Source organism: Moorena sp. SIO3A2, from assembly GCF_010672265.1.
GTDB classification, from domain to species: Bacteria; Cyanobacteriota; Cyanobacteriia; order Cyanobacteriales; family Coleofasciculaceae; genus Moorena; species Moorena producens.
Genome location: NZ_JAAHHC010000010.1, coordinates 57,884 through 84,800, shown reverse-complemented (window position 1 = coordinate 84,800; position 26,917 = coordinate 57,884). Strand labels below are relative to the sequence as shown.

The 26,917-nt window shown below is 43.5% G+C and carries 25 protein-coding genes and 2 pseudogenes; 8 read left to right on the top strand and 19 right to left on the bottom strand.

The window, feature by feature from the left end:
- The 3 genes from F6K64_RS13555 to F6K64_RS13545 form a co-directional block, all read right to left on the bottom strand.
- Window positions 1–3,003, bottom strand: coding sequence for an AAA-like domain-containing protein (locus F6K64_RS13555; protein WP_008187848.1), 3,003 nt, complete (start codon window positions 3,001–3,003; stop codon window positions 1–3).
- 8 nt (window positions 3,004–3,011) lie between these two features.
- A complete protein-coding gene (locus tag F6K64_RS13550) occupies window positions 3,012–3,200 on the bottom strand; it encodes a hypothetical protein (RefSeq protein WP_131827224.1) in 189 nt (62 codons plus the stop codon).
- 209 nt (window positions 3,201–3,409) lie between these two features.
- Window positions 3,410–4,825 (bottom strand): AAA-like domain-containing protein, encoded by a 1,416-nt coding sequence (locus tag F6K64_RS13545; protein ID WP_008187846.1) that lies wholly within the window; start codon window positions 4,823–4,825, stop codon window positions 3,410–3,412.
- 828 nt (window positions 4,826–5,653) lie between these two features.
- On the opposite strand from F6K64_RS13545, the gene F6K64_RS13540 reads away from it, so the two are divergent.
- From F6K64_RS13540 to F6K64_RS13530, 3 genes and pseudogenes are all read left to right on the top strand, one after another.
- Window positions 5,654–6,553: an Npun_R2479 family HD domain-containing metalloprotein gene (locus F6K64_RS13540; RefSeq protein WP_044494259.1), complete on the top strand. Its 900-nt coding sequence runs from the start codon at window positions 5,654–5,656 to the stop codon at window positions 6,551–6,553.
- A 442-nt stretch (window positions 6,554–6,995) separates the two neighbouring features.
- Window positions 6,996–7,607 (top strand): annotated as a pseudogene (locus tag F6K64_RS13535) (alcohol dehydrogenase catalytic domain-containing protein); the annotation flags it as partial.
- A 437-nt stretch (window positions 7,608–8,044) separates the two neighbouring features.
- Window positions 8,045–8,377 (top strand): annotated as a pseudogene (locus tag F6K64_RS13530) (zinc-binding dehydrogenase); the annotation flags it as partial.
- Window positions 8,378–8,566: 189 nt separating this feature from the next.
- Here F6K64_RS13530 and F6K64_RS13525 read toward each other — a convergent pair.
- Window positions 8,567–9,904: an RNA-guided endonuclease InsQ/TnpB family protein gene (locus tag F6K64_RS13525; protein ID WP_287262986.1), complete on the bottom strand. Its 1,338-nt coding sequence runs from the start codon at window positions 9,902–9,904 to the stop codon at window positions 8,567–8,569.
- A gap of 63 nt (window positions 9,905–9,967) precedes the next feature.
- On the opposite strand from F6K64_RS13525, the gene F6K64_RS13520 reads away from it, so the two are divergent.
- A complete protein-coding gene (locus tag F6K64_RS13520) occupies window positions 9,968–10,135 on the top strand; it encodes a hypothetical protein (RefSeq protein ID WP_165691862.1) in 168 nt (55 codons plus the stop codon).
- A gap of 759 nt (window positions 10,136–10,894) precedes the next feature.
- The gene (locus F6K64_RS13515; protein WP_287253617.1) at window positions 10,895–11,950 is read left to right on the top strand and encodes a Fe(3+) ABC transporter substrate-binding protein; all 1,056 of its coding nucleotides are present in this window, start codon (window positions 10,895–10,897) and stop codon (window positions 11,948–11,950) included.
- 207 nt (window positions 11,951–12,157) lie between these two features.
- Here the strand turns inward: F6K64_RS13515 and F6K64_RS13510 are convergent, their stop codons facing one another.
- Both F6K64_RS13510 and F6K64_RS13505 read right to left on the bottom strand, forming a co-directional pair.
- Window positions 12,158–12,319 (bottom strand): hypothetical protein, encoded by a 162-nt coding sequence (locus F6K64_RS13510; RefSeq protein ID WP_008184289.1) that lies wholly within the window; start codon window positions 12,317–12,319, stop codon window positions 12,158–12,160.
- Window positions 12,320–12,321: 2 nt separating this feature from the next.
- A complete protein-coding gene (locus tag F6K64_RS13505) occupies window positions 12,322–13,998 on the bottom strand; it encodes an ABC transporter permease (RefSeq protein WP_287265579.1) in 1,677 nt (558 codons plus the stop codon).
- Window positions 13,999–14,262: 264 nt separating this feature from the next.
- Here F6K64_RS13505 and F6K64_RS13500 point away from each other — a divergent pair, with 264 nt between their 5' ends.
- The gene (locus F6K64_RS13500; RefSeq protein WP_008184284.1) at window positions 14,263–15,648 is read left to right on the top strand and encodes an aldehyde dehydrogenase; all 1,386 of its coding nucleotides are present in this window, start codon (window positions 14,263–14,265) and stop codon (window positions 15,646–15,648) included.
- On the opposite strand, the gene F6K64_RS13495 is transcribed toward F6K64_RS13500, so the two are convergent.
- From F6K64_RS13495 to F6K64_RS13440, 12 genes are all read right to left on the bottom strand, one after another.
- Window positions 15,645–15,866, bottom strand: coding sequence for a hypothetical protein (locus F6K64_RS13495; protein ID WP_044493157.1), 222 nt, complete (start codon window positions 15,864–15,866; stop codon window positions 15,645–15,647). The genes F6K64_RS13500 and F6K64_RS13495 overlap by 4 nt on opposite strands.
- 42 nt (window positions 15,867–15,908) lie before the next feature.
- Window positions 15,909–16,655, bottom strand: a complete 747-nt coding sequence (locus F6K64_RS13490) for a hypothetical protein (protein WP_008184279.1) — start codon at window positions 16,653–16,655, stop codon at window positions 15,909–15,911.
- A 651-nt stretch (window positions 16,656–17,306) separates the two neighbouring features.
- Window positions 17,307–17,480, bottom strand: a complete 174-nt coding sequence (locus F6K64_RS13485; protein ID WP_193431500.1) for a hypothetical protein — start codon at window positions 17,478–17,480, stop codon at window positions 17,307–17,309.
- Between the two features lie 254 nt (window positions 17,481–17,734).
- Complete coding sequence (locus tag F6K64_RS13480; RefSeq protein WP_193431502.1) at window positions 17,735–17,908, bottom strand: hypothetical protein; 174 nt, start codon at window positions 17,906–17,908, stop codon at window positions 17,735–17,737.
- 254 nt (window positions 17,909–18,162) lie between these two features.
- On the bottom strand, window positions 18,163–18,336 hold the full coding sequence (locus tag F6K64_RS13475; RefSeq protein ID WP_008184276.1) for a hypothetical protein: 174 nt from the start codon (window positions 18,334–18,336) through the stop codon (window positions 18,163–18,165).
- A gap of 349 nt (window positions 18,337–18,685) precedes the next feature.
- Entirely contained in the window at window positions 18,686–18,859 is a 174-nt protein-coding gene (locus tag F6K64_RS13470) for a hypothetical protein (RefSeq protein ID WP_271968696.1), read from the bottom strand.
- Window positions 18,860–19,117: 258 nt separating this feature from the next.
- A complete protein-coding gene (locus F6K64_RS13465) occupies window positions 19,118–19,300 on the bottom strand; it encodes a hypothetical protein (RefSeq protein ID WP_008184257.1) in 183 nt (60 codons plus the stop codon).
- 110 nt (window positions 19,301–19,410) lie between these two features.
- Entirely contained in the window at window positions 19,411–19,767 is a 357-nt protein-coding gene (locus F6K64_RS13460) for an SH3 domain-containing protein (protein ID WP_008184256.1), read from the bottom strand.
- A 167-nt stretch (window positions 19,768–19,934) separates the two neighbouring features.
- Window positions 19,935–20,066 (bottom strand): hypothetical protein, encoded by a 132-nt coding sequence (locus F6K64_RS13455; RefSeq protein WP_267872029.1) that lies wholly within the window; start codon window positions 20,064–20,066, stop codon window positions 19,935–19,937.
- Between the two features lie 168 nt (window positions 20,067–20,234).
- Window positions 20,235–20,414 carry a hypothetical protein gene (locus tag F6K64_RS13450; RefSeq protein ID WP_008184255.1) on the bottom strand — a complete coding sequence of 60 codons (180 nt, stop codon included), beginning with the start codon at window positions 20,412–20,414 and terminating at the stop codon, window positions 20,235–20,237.
- 974 nt (window positions 20,415–21,388) lie between these two features.
- Window positions 21,389–22,183: a hypothetical protein gene (locus F6K64_RS13445; RefSeq protein ID WP_008184254.1), complete on the bottom strand. Its 795-nt coding sequence runs from the start codon at window positions 22,181–22,183 to the stop codon at window positions 21,389–21,391.
- A 513-nt stretch (window positions 22,184–22,696) separates the two neighbouring features.
- Window positions 22,697–22,873 (bottom strand): hypothetical protein, encoded by a 177-nt coding sequence (locus F6K64_RS13440; protein ID WP_008184244.1) that lies wholly within the window; start codon window positions 22,871–22,873, stop codon window positions 22,697–22,699.
- Window positions 22,874–22,992: 119 nt separating this feature from the next.
- Here F6K64_RS13440 and F6K64_RS13435 point away from each other — a divergent pair, with 119 nt between their 5' ends.
- Entirely contained in the window at window positions 22,993–23,193 is a 201-nt protein-coding gene (locus F6K64_RS13435; RefSeq protein ID WP_287265577.1) for a hypothetical protein, read from the top strand.
- Between the two features lie 713 nt (window positions 23,194–23,906).
- On the opposite strand, the gene F6K64_RS13430 is transcribed toward F6K64_RS13435, so the two are convergent.
- Entirely contained in the window at window positions 23,907–24,527 is a 621-nt protein-coding gene (locus tag F6K64_RS13430) for a class I SAM-dependent methyltransferase (protein ID WP_008184241.1), read from the bottom strand.
- A gap of 648 nt (window positions 24,528–25,175) precedes the next feature.
- Here F6K64_RS13430 and F6K64_RS13425 point away from each other — a divergent pair.
- On the top strand, window positions 25,176–26,705 hold the full coding sequence (locus F6K64_RS13425; RefSeq protein ID WP_161603164.1) for an LbetaH domain-containing protein: 1,530 nt from the start codon (window positions 25,176–25,178) through the stop codon (window positions 26,703–26,705).
- Window positions 26,706–26,917 lie beyond the last annotated feature (212 nt).

The window sequence follows — 26,917 nt, the reverse complement described above, 5'->3', positions numbered from 1 at the left end:
TCAACCATAAAGATTGCTGACCCTAGACACACTACGCACTAGCTTTTGCTGATCCTGTTTTTGTTTCTCATCACCACTATCATTAATAATTACTAGGATAGTAGAAATCTGATTAACATCAGAAGCATCAGGACAAGAGATAATACATAGATTTACACTGTGTTCTGCTTGAGTATTATGGGATACTAAGGTTTGAGCTGAATAATCTTGCCGACGTTCTTCTTCAGTCTTGGCAGCTAATGCTACATCGAACCATTGGGAAAAATTGCCCTCTTTAATGTGGAGCAAGTCCCGTAAAGACTTCTCCTCAATATCTTTCAAACCAATGAAATCCTTAGCGTGATCATTGGCAAGAATAATCTGACCAGTTTTATTGGTAAAAATTACACCACTGGATACATTAAAGACCAAATCTCGCTGCTCTAGCTGTTGTTGCTTGACTTTACTAAATAGCTTGGCATTTTGGAGCGCTACACCCGCTTGAATATTAAATGCTTCCATCAAGTCTTGATCCCTGCGATCAAAACTTGCCTTCCAGCAATCGGGAGGGTTTGGCCAATCGGCGGGATTGTATGGGGGAAAATTGCCCTGTTTCTTTTTATTGACTAATTGGGTAACAGCAATTAATTGATTATCAACATTAAACACAGGCATCCCTAACAAACTACAGGTGCGATAACCGGTTTGACTATCAGTTTGTTTGGCAGTTTCTGAATTGGGATGGTCATAGAGATCAAACGGAATTATCAGTGGCTGTTTAGTGGTAACAACTTGACCAGCAAAGCCAGCTCCTTTGGGAATCCGAATTTCTTTTAATGTGCCATCAGCAACCGTAATTTTTGTCCATAATTCATCCTGTTCCTCATCTAACATCCAGACTGTGCTGCGATCAGCAGACATTAGCTCTTGAGCCTGATTCATTACTTTATTCAAAGTTTCTTCTAGATCCAAGCTACTTTTACCCAGAGATTGTGTCGCATTTATCAATGCTGAAGCTATTCGTTGTTTCTGAGCTGCTTTATAAAATAACCGAGAGGATTTAAGAATCATTTGAATCGAGCGGGCGAATTGCGCAAAAAGTTTTTCATCCTCTGGTGTAAAGCCTTTTAAATCAATTTTATCAGCTAAGGGCGCGTCTAAAACTGGCGGTTGTTTTAACTTATTTAGTAATTGGACAACAGCCACTAAATCTCCTTTATCATCTAGTAAGGGTAAAGCCAGCATGGTATAAGTACGGTATCCAGTTTTGGTATCCCATTCCTTAGCAGTATTAGAACGGGTATCGTTATATAAATCGTAAGGAATATTGACAGTTTTCTTAGTTTGAGCAACATAACCAGCAATCCCTTTATCCGCAGGCATCCGAATCTCTTCTGAGTCTCCTCCTTCACCCTTTGCCACAATTGACCAGAGTTCATTTTTGGCTTCATCTAATAAAAAAATAGTCGTGCGATCTGCCTGTAGTATCTCGCCAGTTTTGAAGGTGATAGACCGTAACATTTCATTGAAAATGGAATCAAACCCTTCTCGGTCTAGCAGAGTATCCATCATGGATAAGGTTTGATTAAAAACTCCTAAGTCCAATTCAAGGTTGGAAACAATATATTTGAAACTTTCTGGGGTCAGGTGTTCAAGAGACTCATAGATAGTTTCCTTAGTGGTAGCCGCTAGGGCTGGATTAAGTTTCCCTTGTCGTCTGGCTTCTGAATACCGTTGAATTTCTTCTAACGCCTTTTTAAATTCTCGCTTTTCCCATTCTTGGCTAGTGGTCAAAAACTGATAATCTTGATGGCTTAAGCTTTTACCCAGGGCCCATCTTAATGCATCCTGTAACTGTTGTCCTCGCAGAAGACAGGATGTATCCTGACAATCGGAGTCTAACCAAGCAGCAATTTCATTACTATACGGTCGCAAATTTGCTAATTCTTTATCTACCCAATTTTGGTTAAAAACAGCTTGATAAATACGGTTATAAATCCTTAATTTTCCTTGCTGCTCAACCACTAATCCCGATAGCCGCAATTCTATTTGTTCATAACTGTCATCAGAAGCAATTTCTCCCCGTTGCAGAATTTGCTGATACAATCCCAGTAATCGCCCAGCCCGTTGCTCATTCTTAATAAGACGATCGCGAATAGTTTTAAGATGCTCCGGATTATCATGGGATTTCCAATCATCAATCACTTGCGATCGCACTAATTGGTCAACCCACTCTGCCTCACCACCTGTTGGGATAGTAGATACAGAATCCAACAAGAGTTTACAAAGCTTTTGGGTCAGAAAAGGTTGACCTCCACTCCAGTACAAGACCTGTTTCAGGACATCTTGGGGATTACTAATTTTTCCTTGTAATCCTTGCGCTAATCCCTGTGCTTCGTGCAACTGAAAGCCATATAGCTGAATCGCCTGACCAATATTAAAGGGTGTGCGTTTTTTATCTTGAATTAAATCTGATGGTGTTGCTACTCCAAGTAGCGCAAACGTAAGGCGTTGGTAGTCTGACTTATCCACACGTTGGTTATAGCAGGCACGAATAAAAGCGAAAAAATCATCAGTGGGGAAATCGAGGCTAAGAACGCTATCAATTTCATCAATAAAAATTACAATATTTTGAGTAACTTGCTGGAGCAAAACCTCTTCAAGAAATTCTCTCAATCGCCGCACCGCAAATATCATTTCTCGCTCACGCCACCAAGTGCGTAAATTAATATCTAGGTCGAAGTCTCTAGCCAGAGAGCGGACAATATTGGCATACCATTGATCGAGAGTGACATGCTGAGTACCATCCATGGATAAATCAATTACTGCACAGGCAACCCCATCTGCTTCAAGCCGACGCATTACTTGCACTCGTAAGCTAGATTTTCCAGTCTGTCTTGAGTTCAATACATAACAAAACTGTCCAGCCTTCAATCCTTCATATAAATCATTATCTGCTTGTCGCTTCACATAGGTAAGAGCATCGGCTGGTAAAGTCCCTGAGTATATATATTCGTAGGTCATTTTAGTTGTTAACTTTTGTTCGCGTAGCGTGGCCTATTGGCCAAGGTTGACAGTTGTTCGCCTTTGGCGTTCGGTTTAGGGTAGGTTGACAGTTGAATGTTGACAGTTGTTCGCGTAGCGTGGCCTATTGGCCAAGGTTGTTCGCGTAGCGTGGCCAATAGGCCAAGGTTGTTCGCGTAGCGTGGCCAATAGGCCAAGGTTGTTCGCCTTTGGCGTTCGGTTTAGGGTAGGTTTAAGGTTTAAGGTTTAAGGTTTAAAATTTAAGGTTGTTCGCGTAGCGTGGCCTATTGGCCAAGGTTGTTGGCCTTAGGCGTTCCCTTCGGTTAGGTTGTTCGCCCTAGGCATTCGGTATAGGGTAGGTTTAAGGTTTAAGGTTATATGAAGTATGGATTCTGAACTGACCCACTCAGCACTCAGGCTCAAGCCGCTGGCAAAGGCGATCGCAAAAATACTTGTGATATAAATCACAGCGAGGCATGACGCTATTCCCTTGCAACTTTACTAACCCCATGCTATATAACTTAAAGGCTTGCTCCGATGGGATAGTTACCCAGCTGTGTGCTTGAACCACTTTCTCCAACGCAGTTTCCAATTCTGGAGACTGTTTGAGATTTCCTAGGTGGCGTCGCAGATGGTCACTGAATGGTCCGGCTTCTGTGGGTGCCACCTCTAACAGTTGCGCTAGGGTAATCTGATCATATTTAATATAAGCTAAACCTTTGCGCAACAGATAAGGATGTCCTCCCACCATCGCCATCAGTTCCTCCACTTCTCTGGGATTCCCATCCAGTCCATAACGTCTGACTAACTCCTGTACTTGCTCTGTGCTAAACTCTGGCAACTCAATTTCCAATCCGACATTAGCCAGTGGTGAGTGATTGATATCCAAGGAGCTATAAATTTCTGTAGAATGTACTATCACCAACCGGAGTTTTTTCCAGATAGCGCTACTGCGATCGCCCCGCCTAGCGATGTCATACCAACCACGGAGAAGGCGACAAAAATCATCAGCAATAAAGGGGTGTTCAAACACCAGATCAACTTTATCTATAACGAGTACTATCTGGCTTTCAATTTCTGCCAATAAATACTCCTGAAAGTAATCTGTGGTGTTACTATTACATCCAAAAATATCATCCCAATACTCATCCAACTTATTTGACAGCCCTAGAGTCTGACCAACTCTGGCACAGAACCACCGTGAGAATTTGCCGAGGTCCCTATAGACGGTACTATCGGCTAACTCAAAGCTTAAGGTCACAGCTTGATAACCTTGCTGCCTGAGCTCAGCCAGAACTCGTTCAATCAGGGAGGTTTTACCCATCTGCTGGGGTGCTTTGATCCGAATTAGAGCACCAGGCTTGACAATTGCCTCTAACAACTGATCTTCATAAGGAATGCGCTTGACATAAAAGTCAGCATAGAGAGGAACTGGCTTTTGTTGCCCTTCTGACTCTGGCATCGGTGGGACGATGAAAGATTTATATTTACTTAATAACTCTGGATTGACTAACTTAGGCTGATATTCACTAAATAAGTCAATTAACTGATTTCGGAGTGAGTAGTGTTCACCTGGTGCATTCCTCAGCTCAAATTTCTCGCACAGCTGCTGCACATGTTTTCTGACAGTAGCTTCTGTGATGTGTAGGGACTTAGCGATCGCTTGATCGCTTTGGCCCGCTAACATTTTCTTCAAGACCTCTCGTTTACGAGGTGTTAGCTGATCAAATGCTACAGTCAAATCTAGTTGATTCAATTTTTCTAAGAACATCTCAGTCTTGCCGATAGAGATTTTGAATAATCGGTTTTTTCCCCTAGACATAGCGTTTAGGTGGTTATCAAGATGCACCAAAAAAAGATAGTATTTCTGCTAATTTTAAACCCATCCTAACTAGCTTATCGAAAAGCTGAGCTAGCCATGAGTTTGTGAAGATTTTCACACAAATTATGGATTAGACGTGGCTTGTGAGCCTTTTTCCACAAATTACCCTGATGTCTTAAACACAGGCTATAGTTTGATTAATGGCAATCAAACCTATACGAGGTTATAGATGTCTCAGTAATCTCTTGCCTTTTCCCTCAAGCTAAAACCCTGCGTCTGATGGCACTGAGTACTGGTCATATCATATCACTCCCTGTTGCACTTGTATTGCCCAAAATTGGGAGCTTGATGGGTTGTGTTGATAAAGCGATCAGCTTTTAGCTATCAGCTATCAGCTTGGTAGATACCTGATCCGAAGTGGGTGAAAACTTGACAAACATAAGGTTAATACCTCGCCCCTTGTGCCGGACCTAACAAAGCTAAGTGCCTCAGGGCGAATGGTGAGAACTTTGATCTAGCGTTTATCTAGATATAGGGATTGAAAGCTGCCAAACAAAACGTCGTTAGTAGTTAGTCAGACCAATGGCATTGCTGAATCTTCGAATTAATATGAGTGGGGTGGGCATCCTGCCTGGGAAATGAAACGGGCAAGATGCCCGTTCCACGCCTGATGCTCATTCCAAAAAATTCTTAAAATCATTGCATAATTAAGCAATGCCAGACCAATTAACTAACCCCTAACCCCTAACCCCTAACCTGAAATCCCCCGGATGTGACCGTGGGGATGAGCTTAAATCTAAATCAGGAGTTGCTGATATGCCTACCATGATGTTTAATCCTACCGAGATAATCATTGATACCTGTGTTAAAAATCTAGAGACAGGTTTCCACAGCACTTACGGCAACCTTAAATCAGACTACTGTGAGCTGATTACTTGGGCTACCCACATGGCTCTGGAAAATATTGCTAATAGTGACGCTCTCTATCACAACATTGAACACACCTTCCTAGTCACCCTAGTTGGACAGGAAATCTTGTGGGGTAAGCACATCTGCGAAGGGAGCGTCTCCTGTGAAGACTGGTTGCACGTGATTATCTCTTTGTTGTGCCATGACATTGGCTATATCAAAGGCATCTGTCGTCAAGACCAACCAGACCAAGGATTGTATGCCACAGGAATAGACAATTTCATGATTACTCTCCCTACAGGTGCAACTGATGCCAGCCTTACTCCCTACCATGTAGACCGGGGTAAGCAGTTTATTGATGAACACTTTGGTAATCACCTGCTGATTGATACTGAGCAGATTAAGCACAATATTGAATTAACCCGTTTCCCAGTACCTGCTGATCAGGATCATCAAGACACGGTTAACTATCCTGGTTTAGTCAGAGCAGCAGATTTGATTGGTCAGCTGGCTGATCCCCGCTACTTACAAAAAATTAGTGCCTTGTTCTACGAGTTTGAAGAAATCGGGAAAAATCAGATTTTAGGCTATCGTAATCCCGGTGATTTACGCCGGAACTACCCAAACTTTTACTGGAATGTTGTCTATCCTTATATCAAACCCGCATTGCCCTACCTAGAGCGAAGCCTTTCTGGTAAACAAATCCTGGCTAATCTCGATGCCAATGTCTTTCGAGCAGAACACCAATCCCAGCCTAAAGCACTCTTCAGCCATCCCTGTCGCTATAGTCAAACGACAGCACAACTATGTACAGCATGATTAGGCATGGATCTAAAAGGGTTAGTAAACAGCTAGAGAAAATGTTGCAGAGTCTACCAAAAACTCTTATTATTTGTTAGAATTAAATTAGGGTAACACCGACAGGGATTATTATGTAACTTAAATTAAAGCCGAAAACCAAGGGTTTAATAGTTGCGCTGTAATCCCGGTGGAACGAACTTTTTTGACATTTTTATGGCGCTCGCGGGATATTCCTGAGGGCTTTGGGAGATACCCCCTGGATGCGAGAGCATCTTGCATTGGCGAGCTAGAGTTTACCTTTGGTAGATTCTGGTAGCTAAAAAGTATCGGACATCATCAAGGCAAATCATCAAATGGCGATTTTGTTCAAAGTTATTTGTGCAAAGTTAATTGAAAATTGATCATTGACCATTGACCATTAACCATTGACAATTAACAATTAACAATTAACAAATGACCAATGAAAGCCATTTTAATGACCGCTGCTGGTACACCTGAAGTGCTGCAACTTCAGGATGTACCAGACCCCACAATTAAAAACGACACAGAAATCCTGGTGCGTCTTCACGCTGCTGGTGTTAATCCCATTGACACCAAACTGCGGCGTAGAGGTACCTTTTACCGTGACCAAATGCCAGCTATCCTAGGCTGCGATGGTGCTGGTGTGGTAGAAGCTGTTGGTGCTGGTGTCGATAAATTCCAGGTCGGTGATGAGGTATATTTCTGTGCTGGGGGATTAGGATTATCTGGTACGGGTAACTATGCCGAACTAGCTGTTGTTGATCAGTCCTTAGTTGCCCACAAGCCTAAATCCCTCTCCTTCCCTGAAGCCGCTGCTGCTCCTCTAGTACTGATCACTGCCTGGGAATCATTGTATGACCGAGGACGGTTGCAAGCAGGACAAAAGGTGCTGATTCAGGCAGGTGCTGGTGGTGTTGGTCACGTTGCTATTCAGCTAGCTAAGCTCAAAGGTGCTGAGGTTTGTACTACTGTCGGTTCTCAAGAAAAAGCTAGATTAGTGCGTCAGTTAGGTGCTGACTATCCTATCCTTTACAAACAAACTAGCTTTTTGACACTCCCCGTCCTTTAAGGACGGGGATTCTTACTTCAACGAGCTGTCTTGCGTATAGCAGGTCGGAACCAGAAAAAGTAGAGGGCAATTCGACCTAAGCGTTTAAATCAAAGATTTAGGTTTCGGTGTGCCCCACCGTACCTTTTTTTATATAGATAGATACTTTTTTTATCTAATTTTTTTTCATAGACGTTGTCTTGATGCAGTCGCTCATGGGGGAAACCCCCAAGACCGCGCTGCATCGCTTAAGTCGTTAGACCAAATTACGCAATATGTATCTGATACATATTTTTTACGTTGTCTACTTATCATTAGATAGTATTTATCTATTTTTTTTTGTTTATAATTTTATAATAACAAGCAGTGATAAAACTGTCAAGTTTTAACTTAAAAAGAAAGCCGTCCTATAAGGACGGGGCTTTAAACCCAAAATTTTTGGTAAAACCTTTTATGACACCTGTGAAGCAGTGCGGGTATATGGCGATATTGTGACTATCCTCCAACCAGACCCAGCCGAAGGTAATTTGAAGACAGCGCGATCGCATAATTTGCGCATCAGTCTAGAACTCATGCTCACCCCAGCCTTGAAAGGGCTCACTACAGCTCAACAGCACCAAACCGAGATTCTCCAGCAGTGTGCTAATTGGATTGATCAAGGTAAACTGAAAATTCACCTCAGCCAACGGTTTCCCCTCAAAGAAGCTGCTGCTGCTCACAACGCTATCGAAGCCGGTTCTATGACAGGTAAGGTAGCACTAATTATCCATTGAACCTCCCCACCCGCCTCAGGGATGGGGATTCCCAGGCACAGCAACTAAGTCACTGTTAACTCCATGGGCGTAACTTTCCCCCGCACCGGAGGTAGCTGAGTTTGAAGTTACCGTAAGAACAAGGCAGCCTTTATAGTTAAAGGGTTATGGGTAAAAGGTTCTAGGTTGTTGTAATAAGGCTGCCTTGTTCTAAGGCGCGCGTCTTGTGGGGTCAATTCCCAGTTTTTTGAGACCCCGAATTTTTATATTTACTGCACCATTTACATCTGCGTCGTTGTAATGACCACAGTTAGTGCAAAGGAATTTTTCTTTTTTTCTGTTCTCTTTACTCGTGTGGTGACATTTTGGACACCTTTGAGACGTATGCTTGGGATTTATTTTGATTACTGGAATACCTGACTTTGCAGCCACGGCCTCAATCTTATTGACCAATTCTCCCCAAGCTGCATTAGATATTGAACGATTTAAGCCTCTTTTTGCGGATTGTCCATTGCGTTCGCGTAGCGTCGGCTTTGCCGAATCGTACCCACCATTTTCATTGGGTTTAGGCTTGCAACGAGACTTCATCGCTCTGATGTTTAAATCTTCAAAGATTAGAGCGTCTGCACCATCTACTAACTTATTGGCAGTCTCCCAATGGTAGGCATTACGATTATTAGTAATGCGTTCATGGAGAGATGCCACCTTGGAGTAGGACCTGCTTCTATTCTTAGACCCTTTCTTTTTTCTGCTGGCAGCTCTTTGTCTTAGCTTCAGACGCCTTTCTCTACGCTTAAAAGACTTTGTCCGTGCCGGGTTAGCTATCATTTTCCCAGTGGAAATGCTGATTAGCTTTTTAATCCCCAAGTCACAACCTTTAACTCGCTCAGGATTAATCTCATCCCTGGCTTTTAATGGAGGGACTGGAATTGAATTGTCTTCAATCTGAAGACTTACGAACCATCCACGAGCTTTACGCCGAACAGTGACAGATTTAACATTAAACCCTTCGGGAATTGGACGATAATTAAAGAAACCCATCCATCCGATACCTGGCAAGTAAATCCGATTCCCATCTACCTTGACCTGCCCAGGGGAATATTTAAAACTTCTGAATCTAGATATTCTCTTAGGCTTAGGATATCCAGATTCGCCTTTGAAGAACTTAGAAAAAGCCACATCCAACTGTCTTAGCGCCTGTTGCAAAACAGTTGAGTTAATAGTCTTGTACCAAGGTCTCTCCTTTTTAAGGATTGGCAAATTTGAACTTTGAGCTTCGTAAGCAGTTCTTCTAGGGTTCTTTTTATTACTCTTCCATGGGTAACCAACAGAGTGAGATTTGCTAACCGAACAGGTCAACGGGCACACTTCACTCTTACTTTTTAGATCACAGTAATTGCCTAACCTAGGAGCTTTAGCTTGATCAAAAGATTCAATTCTATCTCTAAGTAAGTAATTATACTGCGATCGCAACATATCCAACCACCTATTCATTGTGGCTTTTTGTTGTCGGCTTGGCTTGAGTTTGTACCTGTACCCGAACTGCATTGTTTCGACCTATTTATCCATGCTATATTAATTATAGCTTTTAGGAATGCTGATGTCTTGAACATGGGAAAAAGAACTGGACGCCCTCCAATACACGGAGAAGCGAAAAAATCACATACCGTTAGAACTACAGATGCTGCCTGGGACGGCCTAAAAGAGATGGCAGACAGGGCAGGTCTAACACTATCTGAGTATTTGGAAGCTTTGGGGAAGACTGGCTTACTCCCTTAAATACTTGAGGGGAAATTCATCCCTGGAGACGAAACCTAAGGAGAGTGGAGCCTTTATGGTTAGTCAGCTATGCATAAAAGAGGTGCGACCCGTGGCGAATTTAATTCGCCACGGGTNGCCCTCCCGATCTCCGACGCCGGCGACACCACTCCCGACTCCCGCCTCCCGCCTCCCGACTCCCTACTCCCTGCTCCCGACTCCCGACTCCCGACTCCCGACCCCCGACTCCCGACTCCCGACTCCCGACTCCCGACTCCCGACTCCCGACTCCCGACTCCCGACTCGCTCAGTAGTCAGTAGCCGCAAAATCTTATCAATTGTAGTAATGCTGGTAAAGGTGTTTCCAAATTCAAGGACGCAATAATTGCTAAACCCTTTATATGACAAGCTTTTCCAGTGCCTGTTTCCTAAGGGCGGAAGTTCCCTAGCCCTGGGCGCAGCCCTATAACTTTCAGCTCTATTCCTCTGGAAAATTTTTAGATAAATTTCTGATAAGCTATTAAAAAAATAATAGTATACTGAGTAAAGTTCCTCTTCTACACACTGACCATTACATCTACTATAGGGTCAAGTATATAGTCAAATCAGGTAATTGAAAGGATTTATTTGCGATCCGACCGCCTGAGGTAGTTTACAAAATCTACAAACTAATCGATAATTTATAGCGATAGCAGTAGGTATGGTAACTCAGGTGCTGGATTAACATACCTACTGCATAAATTTAGCGACAACCCTAAGGAGAGAAAGTAGTAGTTGCTGATGAACATCAATAGAAGAAATATCTTACTAGCAGGTGGTACAGCCATGGCGGCTTACACCTTGGGTGAACTGGGTAAACCTCGTAGAGCAGTCGCCCAGAATCGGGTAGTCAATGTCTACTCCTCTCGTCACTACAAGACGGATGATGACTTGTACGATAACTTCACCCGCATCACTGGTATTAAAGTGAATCTGATTGAGGGGAAAGCAAATCCATTAATAGAACGGATTAAAAGTGAGGGGGCCAATAGCCCTGCTGATGTCTTAATTACTGTTGACGCTGGTCGTCTTTGGAAAGCTGACCAGGCTGGTATTTTTGCCCCGGTTAATTCATCGGAACTCAACTCCAATATTCCCGCTAACCTGCGACACCCTGACAATCACTGGTTTGGCTTCACTAAGCGAGCGCGGGTGATTATGTATAACAAAGACAGAGTCAACCCTGCTGAACTGTCAACTTACGAAAATCTGGCTGATCCCAAATGGCAAGGTCGCATTGCTATCCGCTCATCGAGCAATATCTATAATCAGTCTCTGGTTGCCTCACTGATTGCCAGCCTGGGTGTACCAGCAGTAAAAGCATGGGTCGAGAGCTTTGTGGGTAACTTTGCTCGCAAGCCTCAGGGTAATGATCGAGCCCAAATTGAAGCCGTTGCGGCTGGGATTGCGGATATTGCGATCGCAAATACCTATTATCTACCTCGCTATATTAAATCCGATGACCCTGCCAAGCAGGGGATCTTCAAGAAAGTTGGTGTATTTTTCCCTAATCAGCAAAACCGGGGTGCCCACATTAATATCAGTGGTGGCGGCTTGGTTAAAACAGCTCCTAATCGAGAAAATGGTATCAAGTTCTTAGAGTATCTAACTAGCCCTACGGCTCAGACCTTCTTTGCTCAAGCTAATAGCGAATATCCAGTGGTTTCTGGAACACCGATTGATCCGGTACTTGCGGGCTTTGGTTTTCCCTTCAAGGAAGATCCAACCAGTGTTTCCCAATATGGTCCCAATAGTGCTACAGCAGTTCAACTTATGGATATTGCTGGTTGGGTATAACAGTTATAAATTAGATCAAGTACTGTCGTTTTAGGGAGTAGGGAGCGGTGCGACCCGTGGCGAATTAAATTCGCCTACGGAAAGCGCACCGAGGGAGTAGGGAGTAGCGCCGAGAAAGCAAAAACTCCTCTTTTCCCTGTTCCCTGTTCCCTTTTTTTTGATTCCAACACCATGAAGAATTAAGAATTAAGAATTAAGAATTAAGAATTAAGAATTAAGAATTATGCCTTCTTCATGCTTCATTCTGCCTTCTGCCTTCTGCCTTCTGCCTTCTGCCTTCTGTATTCTGCCTTCTGTATTCTGCCTTCTGCCTTCTGCCTTCTGTATTCTGCCTTCTGCCTTCTGCCTTCTGCCTTCTGCCTTCTGCATTATTATCCCTGAGATTTAGCAATCTTCAAACTTAATAAAATTACTGGAATAATCCCTACTAAAACAATCGCTAAGGCTGGTGCTGATGCCTGTATTAATCGTTCATCGGAGGCATACTGGTAAACTCGTACTGCCAGGGTGTCAAAATTAAACGGTCGCATGATCAGAGTTGCTGGTAACTCTTTCATCACATCCACAAACACCAACATGGCTGCTGTCAACAATCCTCCCCACATTAATGGGGCGTGAACTTTGATTAGGGTCAGCGTAGGTCCATAACCGAGACTGCGAGAGGCATCATCTAAACTAGGCTTAATCTTACCTAGGCTGGATTCAACGGTATTGAATGAAATTGCTAGGAAGCGCACAAGATAGGCGTATACTAGAGCAATGATGGTGCCACTAAAAATTAAACCGGTGGATATGCCCAAGTTATCCCGCATCCAGCTGTCAATGATATTGTCCAACTGACCTAAGGGCATCAAGACACCAACTGCAATCACTGAACCAGGGATAGCGTAACCCATGGCAGCAGTGCGTACTGCTAAGCGCATCCCTAGTTTGGGCACTAGACGTTGCCCATAAGCCATGACTAATGCTAAGACCATAGCAATCGCAGCTGTTGTAATTGCTAATAGTAAACTATTTGTAGCTAGCTGCAAAAAATTATCATCTAAGGTTTCCTCGGCATTTTTAATGGTCATGTGCAGCAAAAATGCTGCAGGTGCTAAAAATCCAAGAGCAGTGGGAAGGAAACAGGCTACAAACGCGAGTATGGCTCTGATCCCAGTTAGTGGAAATGGCTTGATTCCCTGGTAACTACTGCTAGTCTCATAATAGCGAGATTGCTTACGAGACCAGCGTTCTAGTAGAATTAAAATAATTACAAATAGTAGCAAACAGGCGGCTAGTTGAGCAGCAGCTGACCTCTCACCCATGTCTAACCAGGTACGATATATGCCTGTAGTGAAAGTACTGACACCGAAATACTTTACTGTGCCAAAGTCGCTTAGGGTTTCCATCAGTGCTAAGGCCAAACCTGCCATGATCCCTGGTCTGGCTAGGGGTAGAGCGACGGTGAAGAAGCCACGCCAAGGGTTACATCCGAGGGAACGAGCAGCTTCTAGGGTACGGACGGATTGCTCTAGGAACGCTACCCTGGTGATTAGGTAAACGTAGGGATAGAGCACCAGAGACAACATTGCGATCGCACCCCACAGAGACCGGACATTGGGAAACCAATAATCCTGCACGCTAGTCCAGCCAAACAGCTGCCGCAGCCAGGTCTGTACGGGTCCAAAAAAGTCCAGCATATTGGTGTAAGTATAGGCAAGTAAATAGGCTGGTGCTGCCAGAGGCAGTAGTAAAGCCCATTCAAACACCCGGCTTCCCCAGAAGCGACACATGGTTACTAGCCATGCTGTTGAAACCCCAAGGATTAATACTCCACTACCTACACCTATAATTAACCACAGGGAGTTGACAATGTAACTGCCTAAGACAGTGGAGACTAAATGACTCCATACTTCCGAAGAATCGGAGAACATACTGCCCAGCACAGATAGGACTGGTGCGCAAATCAGGAGTGCGATCGCAATTACGGAGACTGTCCAACCAGGCAAACCCAGACGATGCCATGGTTTGTTACCGCTCAATAGTGCTGAAATTTTTAGTGGCATCGGGAGTTTTCAGGAATGTTTTCAGGGAGCTGAACTCAGAGGCTGTTTATAAAGTAAATGTATAGACAGCGATTAGTCGCTGAATATTGGTGGGTTACGGCGGACAGATCTCTTCAAAGGTGAGCTTTTAAAGTACTCGCCGCCTAACCCACCCTACGCTAAACTCTTGCAAGTATTTAGCAATAAACTATCCTATCAAATAATTGCTAACCTTGAACCAGAACAAAATGATTTTTTTTTTCCGTTCAGGGATTAAATTTTAAGATGCTTGAACTACAAACCAGTCAAGTCAAGGATATTTTGGCTCAGCAGCGCAATTTTTTCAGCACCGGTAAAACCAAAGATGTGGCATTCCGGATCGCCCAACTCAAGCGCCTCAAGCAAGTTATTTTAGAAAATGATACTGCCATTTTAGAAGGCTTGAAAGCCGACCTGCACAAGGCGGAATTTGAATCTTATGCTACCGAAATTATCCTGGTGCAGGAAATTGATCACACCCTCAAGCATATTAAATCCTGGGTCAAGCCGAAAAGAGTCCCGGTCTCAATGGCAAATTTTCCAGGCTCGGGTCAAATTTATCCCGAACCCTTGGGAGTAGTACTGATTATCAGTCCCTGGAACTATCCATTTGCTCTAGCCATTGCGCCTTTAGTGGGTGCGATCGCAGCGGGAAACTGTTGCGTTATCAAACCTTCTGAAATCTCCCCTCACACCTCTGGTGCGATCGCAGAGATTATCCAGAAAAACTTTGACCCTAGCTATATTACTGTAGTGGAAGGGGGAGTAGAAACTAGTCAGGAACTGTTAGCAGAAAAATTCGACCATATCTTGTTCACCGGCAGCACCCAAGTTGGCAGAATTATCATGACTGCTGCTGCCAAACACCTAACCCCCGTCACCCTAGAGTTGGGGGGTAAAAGTCCCTGCATTGTGGAGACAGATGTGCCGATAGAGACTACAGCAAAACGAATTGTTTGGGGTAAGTTTCTCAATGCCGGTCAAACCTGCGTTGCACCAGACTATCTGCTGGTCAATCGGGAGATTAAATCTGATTTACTCCAGGAAATCAAAGCCTGTATCCATAAATTTTATGGAGACGATCCCGCCAAAAGTCCAGATTATGCTCGGATTATCAGTGATAAGCATTATCAGCGTTTGAGTAGCTTACTCAACGATGGTGACATCATAATTGGTGGACAAACTAATCCAGAAGACCGCTATATTGCTCCCACGGTCATCGACAATATTTCCTTAGAGGATAAAGTGATGGAAGAGGAAATCTTTGGTCCGATTCTACCTGTGATTGAATACAGTAATTTAGATGAAGCCATTGGGATAGTTAACCAAAGACCAAAACCATTAGCGCTATATTTTTTCTCCAGAGACAAAGCAAAGCAACAGCAGGTTTTGCAACAGACCTCTGCTGGTGGTGTTTGCTTGAATGAAACAGTTATGCATCTAAATGTTCCTTCCCTACCATTTGGTGGGGTTGGTGATAGTGGCATGGGTGCTTATCATGGGAAAGCTGGTTTTGATACCTTTTCTCACCAAAAAAGCGTGCTTAAGAAATCCTTCTGGCTGGATTTGCAGTTGCGCTATGCTCCCTACAAAGACAAACTCGAACAGATCAAGAAATTTATTAGTGGTTAGTCATTCTTCGTTTTAGGGAGTCGGGAGTCGGTACCCACCCCTAACCCCTCCCAGGAGGGGAACGGGAGTCGGGAGTCGGGAGTCGGGAGCTTCGGAGCTAGCGCCGTCTTGGGTAGCCAGTTGCTCATCTCTTCATCTCCCCATCTCTTCATCTCCCCATCTCCCCATCTCCCCGCGCCCCCACACTTACCACACTTACCACACTTACATCTCCCCATCTCCCCATCTCCCAACACTGCGCGCGGCGCTATAACCAATCGCTAATCATGCTCGGACTTCTTAGGATCATCCTCACACCAGACTGCACTGGCTAAGCCACTCCAGCAGATCATCTTCCATTTAGCCATGGATAGTTTAGGAATCTTAGCAACGAATAGCCAGTCAGAGTAATCTAGGTGCTTATAGATACGATCTTTGGCACCACTATCACTATGATTCAGCCAGCCCCAGCCAGAGATACCTTTATGGCCCCGGTGCTCCGTATCATCACCAAATCGGAAAGAGTATTCATGATTACCGAAGTAGTCTACTAGATCAAAGGACTTGAACTTCTTAGACTTGATTGTCCCCTTACCCATGCCAATCTTGTATGTGCCATAGGCTTTCTCGGTGACATAGGCATCGTTGTCTTTATGTCCCACAACTTTGTAGGTAAAGTCGATATCCCAGTAGTCAGTTGTCCTTTTTTTGTAATTCTTCCCTTCTTTTTGTCCACCGAAGGCTTTTCCGTAGATGTGGATCTCACCTGTGCTGGTGTAGTCGAGGAATACCTCTGCGCCCTCGTACTCAAAATCAAAGGTATAGATATCTCTGGCATTACCAGTGAGCAGTCCATCAAGACGCAAGCCATAGGGTGGCGGACTGGCACTAGCACCAGGGTGATTGCAAAGTTGGAAGGTACACTTTTGTGGAGCAAATGTGGGCTTGAATGAGAAGGGAACTAAAAAATTGATCGGAATCTCAAATTCACAGTTGTAAGAGGATTCGTGGATATTTTCGTCAGGCATGATTTGCCCTCCATCAGGTAGTTTGGCAGGTAGTCTTAATCTCTCCCAATGGTCTCATAATTTACTAACAAGTTGCGGTACCCTTAAGGGTACCTTTTAGTTAACTTGTAAGCATTCAGCTATCAGTTATCAGCTATCAGCTATCAGCTATCAGCGGTTTGCAATTCAGTTAGGTACAAATTTCTGAATTTTAGGGAACAGGGAACAGCGGATCACCGGAACAGGGAAGAGAGAACAGGGAAGTCGGAAGTCGGAAGTGGGAAAACAATCCTGTGTACCTGAGGTGCGACCCGTGGCGAATTTAATAATTAGATGCGGAAAGCGCACCTGATAGTTATGCAAACCGCCGTATGCGCTATCGGCAGGGTTAAGGAGGAAACCGTTAAGAATAAAACAGGTCAGCATTCGAATAATGCTGAGTTACAGAAAGCACCTCAAGTAGCGTGGGAGGTTTATTTTAAGCTGACGGCTGACAGCTGACGGCACCTCAAGTAGCGTGCGCGTAGGGCATATGCTTACGTTAAGCTTAGCAGGAGACTGGTTAAGAAAACCCCCCTGACTTGATAAGCCTAGGGGGATTTGAGGAACTAATTTCTATGAACTAATTTAAAGCCAGCCGTCAAAGATTCTTGTCAGAGATTGCTAAAGAGACTAAGTGCTAACCGGTTCCGCTGGCTCAGTAGGCGCTCCGTTCTCTTCGATCTCCATTTCCTCATACTTAGTAAAGCACTTACGCTTAGCACCTACAGCTAGGTCGAGCACAATCGGTACTTCTAATTTGATCGGAACTTGGAACACACAGGGGTTAGAGTATTTGTAAGGCATGGGTTTTACCTCTTGCTTTAATTAATTTCAATCAACACATTTATATAATGTCAAATCTAACCCTGGCTTGGCAGTACCCTTGAGGGTACCTTTTTTTCAACTGATGATAGTCTGGCCTAACTTAGGGAGGATATAGGTTTTGGTCTACAATAAAACTCCTCCCTCCTGAGCTCAGGAGGGAGGATATAGAGGAGAGATAGGAATTAATTTATGCCCAGAATTTAAAAGCCAGCTGTCAAAGATTGCTAAAGAGATTAAGTGGTAACTGGTTCGGCTGGCTCAGTACCCGCTCCGTTCTCTTCGATCTCCATTTCCTCATACTTAGTAAAGCACTTACGCTTAGCACCTACAGCTAGGTCGAGCACAATCGGTACCTCTAATTTGATCGGAACTTGGAACACACAGGGGTTAGAGTATTTGTAAGGCATGGGTTTTACCTCTTGCTTTAATTAATTTCAATCAACACATTTATATAATGTCAAATCTAACCCTGGCTTGGCAGTACCCTTGAGGGTACCTTTTTTTCAACTGATGATAGTCTGGCCTAACTTAGGGAGGATATAGGTTTTGGTCTACAATAAAACTCCTCCCTCCTGAGCTCAGGAGGGAGGATATAGAGGAGAGATAGGAATTAATTTATGCCCAGAATTTAAAAGCCAGCTGTCAAAGATTGCTAAAGAGATTAAGTGGTAACTGGTTCGGCTGGCTCAGTACCCGCTCCGTTCTCTTCGATCTCCATTTCCTCATACTTAGTAAAGCACTTACGCTTAGCACCTACAGCTAGGTCGAGCACAATCGGTACTTCTAATTTGATCGGAACTTGGAACACACAGGGTTTATGGTATTTGTAAGGCATGGGTTTTACCTCTTGCTTTAATTAATTTCAATCAACACATTTATATAATGTCAAATCTAACTCTGGCTTGGCAGTACCCTTGAGGGTACCTTTTATGAGCTGATGATAGTCTCCCATAACTTAGCCTCGGTATTGGTGGGCATTGCCCATTTCATTTATAGGCTCACTAATTTTAATCTTCCTGATCAATGCCCACCCTACGATTTTTATCTGGTTCAGTATTGGTGGGCATGATTATCGCTTAAGGTCTACAATAAAACTCCTCCCTCCTGAGCTCAGGAGGGAGGAGATATAGGACTTAATTTATGCCCAGAATTTAAAAGCCAGCTGTCAAAGATTGCTAAAGAGATTAAGTGGTAACTGGTTCGGCTGGATCAGTACCCGCTCCGTTCTCTTCGATCTCCATTTCCTCATACTTAGTAAAGCACTTACGCTTAGCACCTACAGCTAGGTCGAGCACAATCGGTACCTCTAATTTGATCGGAACTTGGAACACACAGGGTTTATGGTATTTGTAAGGCATGGGTTTTACCTCTTGCTGTAATTAATTTCAATCAACACATTTATATAATGTCAAATCTAACCCTGGCTTGGCAGTACCCTTGAGGGTACCTTTTTTTCAACTGATGATAGTCTGGCCTAACTTAGGGGGGATATAGGTTTTGGTCTACAATAAAACTCCTCCCTCCTGAGCTCAGGAGGGAGGATATAGAGGAGAGATAGGAATTAATTTATGCCCAGAATTTTAAAGCCAGCCGTAAAAAAATCATTTCAAAGATTCCTAAGGATACAAAGTGGCAACTGGTTCGGCTGGCTCAGTACCCGCTCCGTTCTCTTCGATCTCCATTTCCTCATATTTAGTAAAGCACTTACGCTTAGCACCTACAGCTAGATCGAGCACAATGGGTACTTCTAATTTGATCGGAACTTGGAACACACAGGGTTTATGGTATTTGTAAGGCATGGGGTTTACCTCTTGGTGCAATTAATTTCAATCAACACATTTATATAATGTCAAATCTAACCCTGGCTTTACAGTACCCTTGAGGGTACCTTTTTTCCCTATAGACCTACTTAATCATTAATGGGAGCACATTCGACTTTGAGTAAATCGTCGCGAATCCATCCTTTGGCACCACTTACTGGAAAACCTACTCTGTGCCAACCATAGCCAAAGCTGTCTATTTTGTAATCTGGCTCTGGAGGAGTGCCTGTCAGCACGTAGACATTATCACCCACTAAACCATAACCCAAGCTTCTATAATTAGTTCCTGGTCCAGAACGTAAGGTGATCCGAGAATCGGGGTTGCTAGCAGTTAGGGTGGCTAGACAGTGGGAACGCTCACTAGGAAAAGTATGCTGAGCAAAAGCCTCAGTTGTAGGGACGGTAACTGCAGCAGCTGTAGCTAATAAGAAGATTGCTTTTTTCATTTGTTTTCTCCAATCATCAAGGTTTCTTATTTACTAGTAAAATAGAAATAACAGTTGGAGTGATTGGAGACAGTGCCACTTTATAAGTAGTCCTAAAGCTGACAGCAATAAAACCTTATTTTTCCATAGTTAGCACTGTTTATAGTACAGACAGTTGAGAAACTGGTCTATGGTGGTCTTGTGGGCGGGGAATAGGGAATAGGGAATAGGGAATAGGGAGTAGGGAGATGGGGAGATGGGGAGATGGGGAGATGGGGAGATGAGCAACTGGCGTGAAAACCACTAAGATCTCGCTGCATCGCTGCTACCTGCTGCCTGCTCCCTCCTCCGTGATCCCTAAAAGCAAGCACGAGACTGGCAAAAAAAATCCCCTGGCTTGATCAGCCTAGGGGGGTTTCAGGGATTAATTACTATGAACTAATTCAAAGCCAGCCGTTAAAGATTCCTTTCAAAGATGCCTAAAGGGACTAAGTGGTAGGAGGTGCGGGTGACTCAGTAGTTTCGTTACCTTCCGCCTCTTCGATCTCCATTTCCTCATATTTGTCAAAGCACTTGCGCTTAGCAGCGACAGCGATGTCGAGAACAATGGGTACTTCTAATTTGATCGGAACTTGGAACACACAGGGGTTAGAGTATTTGTAAGGCATGGGTTTTACCTCTTGGTGCAATTCATTTCAATCAACACATTTCTAGAATGTCAGATCTAACTCTGGCTTCACAGTACCCTTGAGGGTACCTTTTTTTTGAGCTGATCAGCTCATGGCCTAAGAGACTGTTTATCAGAGTGAATCTAATCACCGCTTAAGTCGCTGACTATTGGTGGGTTACGGCGGACAGCTCTCTTAAAGCGATGCAGTTGGCCAAAGGGGAGGCAGTGAGGCCAAAGGGGGTTCCCCCCATGAGCAACTGCCGTGGTTTCCACGGGGCAAACAGCGGTGCTCCCGCAGGTGACCCACACAGACCCAAAACCACTCGCTATTGCATCAAGACAAGGTGAGCTTTCAAAATACTTGCCGCCTAACCCACCCTAGGCCAGAATTTAAGCAAAGTTAACTTATATCATGTCGGGATAATTACCCTTAATAAAAATCTCCCCCATCTGACCATCTGACCATCTGACCATCTCCCCAGACTTCCCACCCTCCCTCTAATTATGGGTATTCAACCTGACTTGATATTAGTGATGAGGGGTATTAGATAATAAGCCAGACTTATCTGACCATAATTGAAGGATAAAATCCAAAGATCAGACATTATTTAGAGCGACTACAACCCAAGAGTCTTTGTTATTGAAAATGTAAGCATATGCGCTACGCGCACGCTGCTTGAGGTGCCGTCAGTTGTCAGCCGTCAGCAGACTTAACTCAGATTAAACAAATGTTTACCTCTTTTATTCAACAGGTGTTCGCAAAGGGTGCCCATAGCCCATAAGCTGATAGCTGAATGCTGATAGCTGAATGCTTACTTCAAAATTCCAGGAAATGCTAAAATATTCCATTCGTTTCCTGATTCACTATCTCCGATTCTGGGATGTTCCAGGTCCTGATCGTTATCTTTTCAGACCTTAATTAAGCAACGCCCGTATTTTTTATCCAGATCCCAACGGTTTACCAATAAGTTTTTAGGTATAATATCGCTCCAAATAATAGGTTTGTTTATGTCCTTTTTTTTGATATGAATATCTCTCAATTTCAGCCTCAATATAAGAACTAAACGTTTTCATAACAAATGTATTATTGTTATCATCTACCCTACACAATCTACATACTTCATTATCAATTAAGTCATTGACCCATTTAATCATATTAGGTAATATATTAAGTTCTACTAATAGCTTCGCCACAGTTTCTTTTTCACCTTCAAAGGCCTCGATATATAAATCATTGTTATTTCTATTGTGCGAGTAAGATAAAACAAAATGTGAGCCACAATATTCCACTAAGGCTTCTTCTCGATAATCGTTGAGATCAAGAAAATAACCTCTATTTAGAAAAACGCCTATATCTTTTAGTAATTGCCCATTCCCACAATCTATACCCACAAGAGTATTGTATACTTTTTTAACTGGTTGGATCTGATGGGGTCTGAGTCTCACAATATTTCCAGATCTTTCTGTGCAATCTTCTTCGTTTAAGCAAGCTAGATATTCTTCAAGATCTACATCTCGAATAAACTGTTCACCAGGACTATCAAATTTTCCAACCCCGACCTCATTAATGCAGAACAAAGCAAACATCACAAATTCAGCAAATCTATTTTTAATCCCGAAGCTCATGCAACCAGGGAAGATTATAGAATGCTCTTTTTGCATGCCGATGATCCATTCTTTTACCTCATATCTAGAATAAATATTTTCTATTAAACCGAGGACAATATCTTTTAATACTTCAACTGTAGGGGGGACAATTGGTATCATTTTTAATACTAATATATAGTTTTTATATAGCCTAAATATTGATATATAATGCTATAGGTTTTACTCAATGTTTAAGCTCAATAATACCAAATTTTTATACTGATAAATTTAATGCCGATTACTTACAAAGGGCATAATTAAAAATTATAGCAGTTTTCAATTGGGTGCTGAATTTAAGTATGAATTTCTTGGTATTATTTGGCTACTGCCCCAATTATCCCCCAAAATTGGGGGACGAAAGAGAGTTTCGTTCCACCCAAAGTTGGGGGGTTATATCATGTCAGGATAATTACCCTTAATAAAAATCTCCCTATCTCCCCACACCTCCCACCCTCTCCTTAATTATGGGTATTCAACCAGACTTGATATTAGGGGGGCGAAATCATACCCATACTCAGCAACGCTGTTAAAAAAAACCTGGCTTGATCAGCCTAGGGGTATTGCAGAAATTAATAAAAATGAACTAATTCAAAGCCAGCCGTCAAAGATTCCTTTCAAAGATGCCTAAAGAGACTAACTGGTAACTGGTTCGGGGGACTGATCAGTAGCCGCTCCGTTCTCTTCGATCTCCATTTCCTCATATTTATCAAAACACTTACGCTTAGCAGCGACAGCGATGTCGAGAACAATGGGTACTTCTAATTTGATCGGAACTTGGAACACACAGGGGTTATAGTATTTGTAAGGCATGGGTTTTACCTCTTGGTGCAATTCATTTCAATCAACACATTTCTAGAATGTCAGATCTAACTCTGGCTTCACAGTACCCTTGAGGGTACCTTTTTTTTTGGGCGTTGCTTAATAATGGAATGATTTTAATAGTTTTGTGGAACGGGCATCTTGCCGTGGAACGGGCATCTTGGTGGAATGGGCATCTTGGTGGAATGGGCATCTTGGTGGAATGGGCATCTTGCCCGTTTCATTTTCGCGCGGGCAGGATGACCACCCCACTCATATTCATTCCGCCCCTCAGCAATGCCAAAAATCGAGGAGCTCTCGCAGGTTGTTAGAGATGCTTGAATCACGTTTGGTTTGATCACGCAGCTTGGCTGGGGTAACTCCAATGGATCTGCTACACGATTCTCTGAAAGAGCCGCTACGCGAACGCATAATTTCCCTGTCAACAGTAACGCGATCGCATGATTACCATCTCAACTGGAATGCGATCGCATGATTACCATCTCAACTGGAATGCGATCGCATGATTACCATCTCAACTGGAATGCGATCGCATGATTACCATCTCAACTGGAATGCGATCGCATAATTACCATCTCAACTGGAATGCGATCGCATGATTACCATCTCAACTGGAATGCGATCGCATGATTACCATCTCAACTGGAATGCGATCGCATGATTACCATCTCAACTGGAATGCGATCGCATGATTACCATCTCAACTGGAATGCGATCGCATGATTACCATCTCAACTGGAATGCGATCGCATAATTACCATCTCAACTGGAATGCGATCGCATAATTACCATCTCAACTGGAATGCGATCGCATGATTACCATCTCAACTGGAATGCGATCGCATGATTACCATCTCAACTGGAATGGGATCACATCATTACCCTCTCACACTAAAGCAATGCTCTAAGCCGCTACCAGAATAAACGAAGTAGAGAACAAATATTACTCTACCCTAGAGTCGAATGTTAGGTGCAGCTAATCTGACTTCCCTACTCCCTACTCCCTACTCCCTCAAAAACTAACCTAATTGAAAACCGCTCTACTACTACGGCAAATCAATCCTTCTGATCCAAAATGTGTGTAAGAGTATGGATTATTTTGATCTGGCCACAGTTGTTGACCTTTCTCAACTCCAATTTCTTTAACTACCTCTAACTTACCGTCATCGATCGCTTCATTAACTGCCCTATAGACGCTTTCCCATGCTCCATAATCATCAAAAATTATCAATGCATTATTAAATCGCTTTAAACAGTTATCAATATCTTGTTTGATATACTCGTATTTATGACGTGCATCTATTAAAACCACATCAGCAGGAAAGGTTAACTGATTCCAATCAGAAGTATACACATCAAATCTTTGGAATTTGACATGGTAATTAAAAATATTGTTTAATCTTGCTACTCTGAGGTACCTATCGTTAACATCTAAACCTAGATATTTAGTAAAGTGATCGGATAAGTGCTTTGCCGTCAGCCCCTTGTAACATCCCACCTCTAATAAGGAATATTGTTTTTTCGGTAAAAATTGTTTGACATGATCACGGAATTGTTGGCTAACTGTCCAACAATCTGTTCTTTTATCTACAGGTAAGACTAGATCTTGCCATGTATTCTGTATTCCTTTCAAGATTTCAAGCATAGCTGGTAATTATTAACATTATAACTAGCTATTTAGCGATAATTATTAGCTAGTTGATTTACTTTTTTATTTTACTATATTTCAACAAATATTGACCCCAAATTTTGCAAATCCTATTATCTATAGGATACACATAAATCGGGTAATTACTTGGTTTGATCAAATCCTTATTTAGGCTTACTAAATGAATTGTGAAAATTTTTGTTTCCTGTTCCCTACTCCCTGCTCCCTACTCCCTGCTCCCTTTGCTATTGTAGCAATTATCAGATCATCCCCTGGCTTGACAGTACCCTTGAGGGTACCTTTTCTGTTAAAAATGATTAACGTTAAGTTATTTTAACTCGTTAACCGGTGTCTTTATAAAGTGTGCTAAAAGTTAATACATAGCTGAGACCAAGGGCGGTTGGTGGTGTGGTTAACATTAATCCGGTCTCATACATCAGTTCCGCCAAAAGTCAGTAGCTCAGGCAATAATTCGGATCAGGATGCATAGTGGGCACCATGATTTCGGTTTGAGAATGACGTCAGTCAAACCGATTCAAGTTGACCCGTGACCATGAATGAGAACAGATCAGAACAAAGGTGTTCTATATTCAACCATCCCCCGAGTTTTGAAAAGACAGGGATTTAAGCTAATACATGGGTAGCATGACCAATAATTTAACTAGATTCAGTTGTTCGCGACGGGATTTACTGATAGCTGCACTTGGAGGTGCGACAGCAGCCACGGTGGGCTCAGTAATTCCAGGCGGGATGAAAGGAGTTGCTGCACAGCAGGCTAAATCCTCAGTAGGACCAGTGGGCTTTACCAGTTTCATCCATCCCAGTGCAGTCGTGGGTACTAGGAACTTTAAGATGGGAGCCGCTAGCCTGATTGATGCTTTTGTTACCCTCAAGGGTGCCTCTGCCAAAATTGGTAACGCTGTTAACTTGCAAGACAATACCCGATTGCTCAACTTCCGTGGTCGCTCCTTGGGTCGAGGTAACCTAGAATTGGGGGATGGAACCTTCACCGCCCATGGAGTCACCTTCGTCGGAAGGGTTCGGATCGGACAAGCCTGTGGTACGGGCATCAATGCGATCGTTCAAAATGCCGACATTGGTGACGCGAGCTTTACTGGTTTGGCAGCACAGATTCTGGGAGAGAATCCGAGACGACCCATCAAGATTCCGCCAGCAAGTCTAGTGTTGTTTGGAGCACGGATCTATAGCCAACTTGATGTTAAACCCAATATCATTCCGGTACCTGCTCCATTTTCACTATTCTTTGCTGATGTCGATGAAGAAAACTTAGTACTAGCCCGAGGATTCAACTTACTTTATCGTGCCGCTGCACGCACCATCCCATTTTCTGATGTTGCTGGCAATCCTCGCAATCCTGGGGAGGACTTTCCTAATTTAGATCAAGCCTTTGGAAAGCTATCGGTTGCTCCACCAAGTATTTATAGACGTGGGACCGGAGTCATCCCAGCACGTCAAGCGACTCTGGGAGACTTGGGTTTTGAGCGCTTTGAACCTCTAACACCAGTACCAACTCCAAGCACGCCAGCGGACGATGCTGGGGGAGTGGGCTTGAATGCACCGCCCTCAAACAGTCCTGAAGCTGGTGCAAGGTTCGTTGTCCCTGTGGTAAAGTCCCCCGAACTGATCGATAAAGATGCTATTGTCCTGGGAGGGTGCCAGTTGGCATCAGGAGTAGTGGTTGGTAAGGGGAGCTATATTCTCGGTGATGTGGCTCCCACTGTGTCAGTTGGTAAAGGCACCACTATTGGTAAAAACTCAAGCCTTCATCAGCTAACGTTCACCTCTTGCCGAGTAGGAGCTAGATGCGTTATCGGTGATCGGGTAGTTCTCCATGGTCCACTGGAAATCGAGGATGACGTTACCATTGGCAACGGCACTGTGTTGTTTGGACCGACAGTGCGTAAGGGGGTGAAGATTGGTGCTAGGGTGCTGGTGTTTGGACCGGTGGAGGTCACGGAAGATATCCCGGACGATGCCATTGTAGTGGCACCAGGGAATGAGTTCTTGATTGCACCATCGGCACCGTCTCGCAGCGCACGGATTACTCTACCCCATTCAAATTCAATGCTATCCCAGTGGGGGCGTGCCCAAGCGGCTGGATGCGACTGCGGGTGTGGCGTTGGTGCTCTGGTTCAGATCAGTACTTTAGGTTGAAGTCTTTGCCTTGATCTATGTTGTTTTTCGGGCGTTGCTTAATAATGGAATGATTTTAAGAGTGAGGTGGAATAGGCATCTTGCCTGTCCCTTGATCTTTTGGGGCGGGCAGGATGCCCACTCTACTCCTATTCATGAAAAGACTGACGCAACGCCTCAAGGCAGCTTGTTGGTTGCTGAGCAAATTTTTAATTTTTTAGCGCTGGTTTTGC

Bases quoted from the DNA above. Each gene is read 5' to 3' on its own strand.
- F6K64_RS13500 (WP_008184284.1), top strand. From the start codon at position 14,263: ATGCTTGAACTACAAACCAGTCAAGTCAAGGATATTTTGGCTCAGCAG.
- F6K64_RS13490 (WP_008184279.1), bottom strand. From the start codon at position 16,655: ATGCCTGACGAAAATATCCACGAATCCTCTTACAACTGTGAATTTGAG.
- F6K64_RS13515 (WP_287253617.1), top strand. From the start codon at position 10,895: ATGAACATCAATAGAAGAAATATCTTACTAGCAGGTGGTACAGCCATG.
- F6K64_RS13475 (WP_008184276.1), bottom strand. From the start codon at position 18,336: ATGCCTTACAAATACCATAAACCCTGTGTGTTCCAAGTTCCGATCAAA.
- F6K64_RS13435 (WP_287265577.1), top strand. From the start codon at position 22,993: ATGATTTTAATAGTTTTGTGGAACGGGCATCTTGCCGTGGAACGGGCA.
- F6K64_RS13455 (WP_267872029.1), bottom strand. From the start codon at position 20,066: ATGCAGCGAGATCTTAGTGGTTTTCACGCCAGTTGCTCATCTCCCCAT.
- F6K64_RS13505 (WP_287265579.1), bottom strand. From the start codon at position 13,998: ATGCCACTAAAAATTTCAGCACTATTGAGCGGTAACAAACCATGGCAT.
- F6K64_RS13555 (WP_008187848.1), bottom strand. From the start codon at position 3,003: ATGACCTACGAATATATATACTCAGGGACTTTACCAGCCGATGCTCTT.
- F6K64_RS13540 (WP_044494259.1), top strand. From the start codon at position 5,654: ATGTTTAATCCTACCGAGATAATCATTGATACCTGTGTTAAAAATCTA.
- F6K64_RS13485 (WP_193431500.1), bottom strand. From the start codon at position 17,480: ATGCCTTACAAATACTCTAACCCCTGTGTGTTCCAAGTTCCGATCAAA.
- F6K64_RS13525 (WP_287262986.1), bottom strand. From the start codon at position 9,904: ATGCAGTTCGGGTACAGGTACAAACTCAAGCCAAGCCGACAACAAAAA.
- F6K64_RS13440 (WP_008184244.1), bottom strand. From the start codon at position 22,873: ATGCCTTACAAATACTATAACCCCTGTGTGTTCCAAGTTCCGATCAAA.
- F6K64_RS13425 (WP_161603164.1), top strand. From the start codon at position 25,176: ATGACCAATAATTTAACTAGATTCAGTTGTTCGCGACGGGATTTACTG.
- F6K64_RS13480 (WP_193431502.1), bottom strand. From the start codon at position 17,908: ATGCCTTACAAATACTCTAACCCCTGTGTGTTCCAAGTTCCGATCAAA.
- F6K64_RS13470 (WP_271968696.1), bottom strand. From the start codon at position 18,859: ATGCCTTACAAATACCATAAACCCTGTGTGTTCCAAGTTCCGATCAAA.
- F6K64_RS13495 (WP_044493157.1), bottom strand. From the start codon at position 15,866: ATGGGGAGATGTAAGTGTGGTAAGTGTGGTAAGTGTGGGGGCGCGGGG.
- F6K64_RS13450 (WP_008184255.1), bottom strand. From the start codon at position 20,414: ATGCCTTACAAATACTCTAACCCCTGTGTGTTCCAAGTTCCGATCAAA.
- F6K64_RS13445 (WP_008184254.1), bottom strand. From the start codon at position 22,183: ATGATACCAATTGTCCCCCCTACAGTTGAAGTATTAAAAGATATTGTC.
- F6K64_RS13545 (WP_008187846.1), bottom strand. From the start codon at position 4,825: ATGTCTAGGGGAAAAAACCGATTATTCAAAATCTCTATCGGCAAGACT.
- F6K64_RS13465 (WP_008184257.1), bottom strand. From the start codon at position 19,300: ATGCCTTACAAATACCATAAACCCTGTGTGTTCCAAGTTCCGATCAAA.
- F6K64_RS13520 (WP_165691862.1), top strand. From the start codon at position 9,968: ATGGGAAAAAGAACTGGACGCCCTCCAATACACGGAGAAGCGAAAAAA.
- F6K64_RS13460 (WP_008184256.1), bottom strand. From the start codon at position 19,767: ATGAAAAAAGCAATCTTCTTATTAGCTACAGCTGCTGCAGTTACCGTC.
- F6K64_RS13510 (WP_008184289.1), bottom strand. From the start codon at position 12,319: ATGCAGAAGGCAGAAGGCAGAAGGCAGAAGGCAGAAGGCAGAATACAG.
- F6K64_RS13430 (WP_008184241.1), bottom strand. From the start codon at position 24,527: ATGCTTGAAATCTTGAAAGGAATACAGAATACATGGCAAGATCTAGTC.